This is a genomic window from Streptomyces sp. NPDC059668 (genome assembly GCF_042734135.1).
Lineage (GTDB): Bacteria > Actinomycetota > Actinomycetes > Streptomycetales > Streptomycetaceae > Streptomyces.
The window spans coordinates 70,377-73,771 of record NZ_JBHWEL010000044.1; the positions used below are offsets into that span (position 1 = coordinate 70,377).

Here is a 3,395-nt window from a genome sequence, read left to right on the forward strand (position 1 = left end):
CTTTATTTTTTTAAACCGACCCGGGGGGGGGGGCCCCGCCCCGCGCCCCCCCACCCCCCGCCCGCCCGGGGACCCGGGGGGGGGGCCCCCCCCCCCCCCCGGGGCCCCCCCCCCACGGCGTACGGCGGTCACGCCCTTCGTCGTACCAGCCGGGCCAGCTCGGCGTTGTGACTCCTGCGTGCCCACGCGATCAGCGCGAGCGGCAGGATCAGGACGAGCGGGGTCGCCACGTACGGTCCGTGCAGCACGGTGACGTTCACGATGAAGGCGCCGACCATCAGCGCGCTGAGCGCCACCGCCGCGACCGAGGACAGCAGCGGGATCAACAGGGCGACGCCACCGGTGAGTTCGAGTGTGCCGATGAGGTACATGCCCGTGCTGCCCCAGCCGAGCTTGTCGAAGGACTCGGCCGCCGACGGGTGCGCGATGAGCTTGGGCAGGGCGCTCGCGAACACGTAGAAGAGCCCGAGCACGATCTGCAGGGCGCCCAGCGGAATCCGCGCGCCCCGGCCACGGAGGGTGCGGGAGCGCGACGGGCCGGGGGTGGGGACGGCCGGGGTGGCGGGGACGGTGGTCTCGGACATGGGGGTCTCCTGTGCGAAGCGGTACGGCGTGCTGTCGCAGGGATAGACCGGGCGGGCATCCGGAACTCATCGCCGCCGGCCGGACCGGCCGGACCGGCCGGCGCCCCGTCCCTGCCCTCCCTCACTCGTCCGAGAGGGCACGTCCGAGGGGGGCACGTCCGAGGGGGTCCCGTCCGAGGGGGTTCTACAGCGCGAACCAGCCGTGCCCGACGTACCAGTGGCCGCCGTCGCGCAGATGGTCCCCCACCGCCCGCTCCACGGCGGTGCGCCTCGGCAGGTCACGGGTGGGCAGCTCGGGATCACCGAAGACGAACCCGACCGGCACCCCGTCGTCCGGGGTCGGCTCCTGGTACGCGACGCGGAAACGTTCCTGGAAGCGCATGATGTTCGAGTCCGCCGGCAGGTACCGCCCGAGCTGCGGATCCAGCAGCCAGGAATGGCACTCCGCCACCTCGTAGCGCTCGTCGGGGTAGTACCGGGCGAAGAACTCCCGTGCCAGGGCCAGCGACCGTTCGCAGGCGGCGGGCGACAGCGGTCCGCGGAAGTCGGCTATGTGCACGCTCAGGCAGGGGTCGCCCGGTCCGGAGCCGAGGCCCGCCGCCGCGACGGCACCGCCGGTGCGCTGACCGAGCCGGGCCCGCTGGAACTGCAGCCGGCCCAGCTGGAACAGCTCACCGTGGAAGTGGAGGGCGATCCACCAGGGGAACAGCAGCCCCGGCGTGCCGTGCCGTCTGCGGTGCACCGCCACCTGCCGCCCGAGGTCGGCGAGGGTGCGCCTGGACACGTCGTCGGGGATGCCGCGCGCGTGGTGGTGGGCGCGGACGTACGGGAGCGCCGCGATGAAGACGTACAGGTGGAAGCAGCGTCCGAGGGACCCCGTCGAGGCGGGGAACGCGGGCGGCTCCCATCCCTTCCCGATCTCCCCCATGTCCCGTACGAAACGGGCGACGCACCGCGTGAGCAGCGTCATCGCCTCCGGGTCCGCGGCGAGCCGGGAGCGCAGGGCGACGAGCTCGTTGACGTGTTCGTGGGCCACGGAGAGGTCGAGCAGGACGTCCGCCAGCTCGTCCGCGTCCGGCAGCACCTCCTCCGTCCGGGGCTCGGCCTCGCTCTCCAGGTCCCTCAGCCACTCGGCGAGCCTCGCGTCCGCCCGCAGCGCCTCCACCAGCACTGTCGCCTCCCCCGTCGGTCCGGCCGTCGCCGTCGTCCCTTTGGTGAACGTGCACGACGAGAGTACGTTTTCCGTAGGAACGGTGGTCCGGGAACGGTGATCCCCGATGCGTACAGGCAGTGAACCGACGACAGCGCGCAGTGCCCTGCGGATGCGCTTCTGGCTGAGTGCCTGGGGCCTGGCCTGGGCGATCTTCGGAACGGTCGCGTTCGCGCTGGCCGGACGGCCCGGGTGGGCCGCCGTCTGCGGCGCGCTGTGGCTGGTGGCCACGGTGGACATGACCGTGATCCTGTGGCACATCCATCAGGGCCCGCACTATCAGCCGAGCCGTGACATCCCGCCGTACCAGCCGCCGGAGGAACGGCGCCGCTAGGCCGGCGCCAAAAGCCGCTGGGCCCGCCCTCCGGGCGGACGACGGGACCTTCGCGACACGCCTCTAGGAGTCGAAGCGGGCGGCTTCCAGGTACTGCGGTTTCGGATCGAGCGCCGCCGCCAGTCTGAAGTGCCGCTTGGCCTGCTCGGGGCGGAGCTGGCGCTCGTAGGTGCGGGCGAGCGCGAAGTGCGCGAACGCGTTGTCCGGCTCGCGCTCCAGCACGATCGTGAACTCCAGCTCGGCGGGCCGCAGTTGCGCGGCGGCGAAGAAGGCACGCGCGCGCAGCAGACGGGCCGCCGTGTTCTCGGGGTGCGCGGCGATCACGGGGTCGAGCAGCTTCACCGCGCCCCGCGGGTCACGCGCGGCGAGCAGCTGCTCGGCGGCGCGGAAGTCGATGACATGCGTCTCCGGAGTACGTCCGGTCGGTCCGCTGATCTCGGGCACGGCTCACTCCTTCCCTCACTTCATGCGTTCAACGCCCCGGACACGGGCCGCTATTCCTCGCGGGCGTGCGCTCGGCGCACCAGATCCGCCCATACCTCGTCCACGCGCCGCTCGAGCCGCTCCAGGGGTACGTCGTTGTCGATGACGACGTCGGCGATCGCGAGGCGCTGTTCGCGGGTGGCCTGGGCGGCCATGCGGGCACGGGCGTCCGCCTCGGTCATTCCGCGCAGCCGCACCAGCCGGTCGAGCTGGGTCTCGGGCGCGGCGTCCACGACGATCACGAGGTCGTACAGCGCCGCGAGGGAGTTCTCGGTGAGGAGGGGGACGTCGTGGACGACCACGGAGTCGGGTGCGGCGGCACTCTCCAGGGCGCGGGAACGAGCCCCCACCAGGGGGTGCACGATCGAGTTCAGGACCGCGAGCTTCGCGGGGTCGGCGAAGACGATCGAGCCCAGTCCGGGGCGGTCCAGGCTGCCGTCCGGTGCGAGCACCTCCGCGCCGAAGGCCTCGACGACGGCCGCGAGCCCGGGAGTTCCGGGTGCGACGACCTCCCGCGCGATGCGGTCCGCGTCGACCAGTACCGCGCCGTGCTCGACGAGGAGTCGCGACACCTCGCTCTTGCCGGCGCCGATACCGCCGGTCAGGCCCACCTTCAACATGCCGGGAAGCCTAGGGCCTGCCCCTGACAGGCACCGCCGCGGCCCCCGTGCGTCGAGCCCGCTCCTGGCCGGGGGCGGTGCCGGAGGCCGCCGGGGTGCCGGGCCGTGTCGGGCCCTTCGCACCGGGCGGGCGCGGCCCGGCGATCCGGTGCGAAGGACCCGAC

5 protein-coding genes are annotated in these 3,395 nt (G+C 73.1%); 1 reads left to right on the forward strand and 4 read right to left on the reverse strand.

Annotation, left to right across the window (positions count from 1 at the left end; genetic code table 11):
• Positions 1-128: 128 nt before the first annotated feature.
• Both ACFV2J_RS27240 and ACFV2J_RS27245 read right to left on the reverse strand, forming a co-directional pair.
• A complete protein-coding gene (locus ACFV2J_RS27240) occupies positions 129-584 on the reverse strand; it encodes a DoxX family protein (RefSeq protein ID WP_385097410.1) in 456 nt (151 codons plus the stop codon).
• Positions 585-768: 184 nt separating this feature from the next.
• On the reverse strand, positions 769-1,755 hold the full coding sequence (locus ACFV2J_RS27245) for an acyltransferase domain-containing protein (protein ID WP_385097413.1): 987 nt from the start codon (positions 1,753-1,755) through the stop codon (positions 769-771).
• A gap of 106 nt (positions 1,756-1,861) precedes the next feature.
• On the opposite strand from ACFV2J_RS27245, the gene ACFV2J_RS27250 reads away from it, so the two are divergent.
• On the forward strand, positions 1,862-2,128 hold the full coding sequence (locus ACFV2J_RS27250) for a DUF6343 family protein (RefSeq protein ID WP_385097416.1): 267 nt from the start codon (positions 1,862-1,864) through the stop codon (positions 2,126-2,128).
• A gap of 63 nt (positions 2,129-2,191) precedes the next feature.
• On the opposite strand, the gene ACFV2J_RS27255 is transcribed toward ACFV2J_RS27250, so the two are convergent.
• Together ACFV2J_RS27255 and coaE are read right to left on the reverse strand one after the other, a co-directional pair.
• On the reverse strand, positions 2,192-2,572 hold the full coding sequence (locus ACFV2J_RS27255; protein ID WP_385097419.1) for a tetratricopeptide repeat protein: 381 nt from the start codon (positions 2,570-2,572) through the stop codon (positions 2,192-2,194).
• Between the two features lie 50 nt (positions 2,573-2,622).
• Positions 2,623-3,231, reverse strand: coding sequence for a dephospho-CoA kinase (gene coaE, locus ACFV2J_RS27260; protein WP_385097422.1), 609 nt, complete (start codon positions 3,229-3,231; stop codon positions 2,623-2,625).
• Between the last annotated feature and the right edge of the window lie 164 nt (positions 3,232-3,395).

Coding starts and splice junctions, on each gene's coding strand:
- ACFV2J_RS27250 (WP_385097416.1), top strand. CDS start 1,862: ATGCGTACAGGCAGTGAACCGACGACAGCGCGCAGTGCCCTGCGGATG.
- coaE (WP_385097422.1), bottom strand. CDS start 3,231: ATGTTGAAGGTGGGCCTGACCGGCGGTATCGGCGCCGGCAAGAGCGAG.
- ACFV2J_RS27240 (WP_385097410.1), bottom strand. CDS start 584: ATGTCCGAGACCACCGTCCCCGCCACCCCGGCCGTCCCCACCCCCGGC.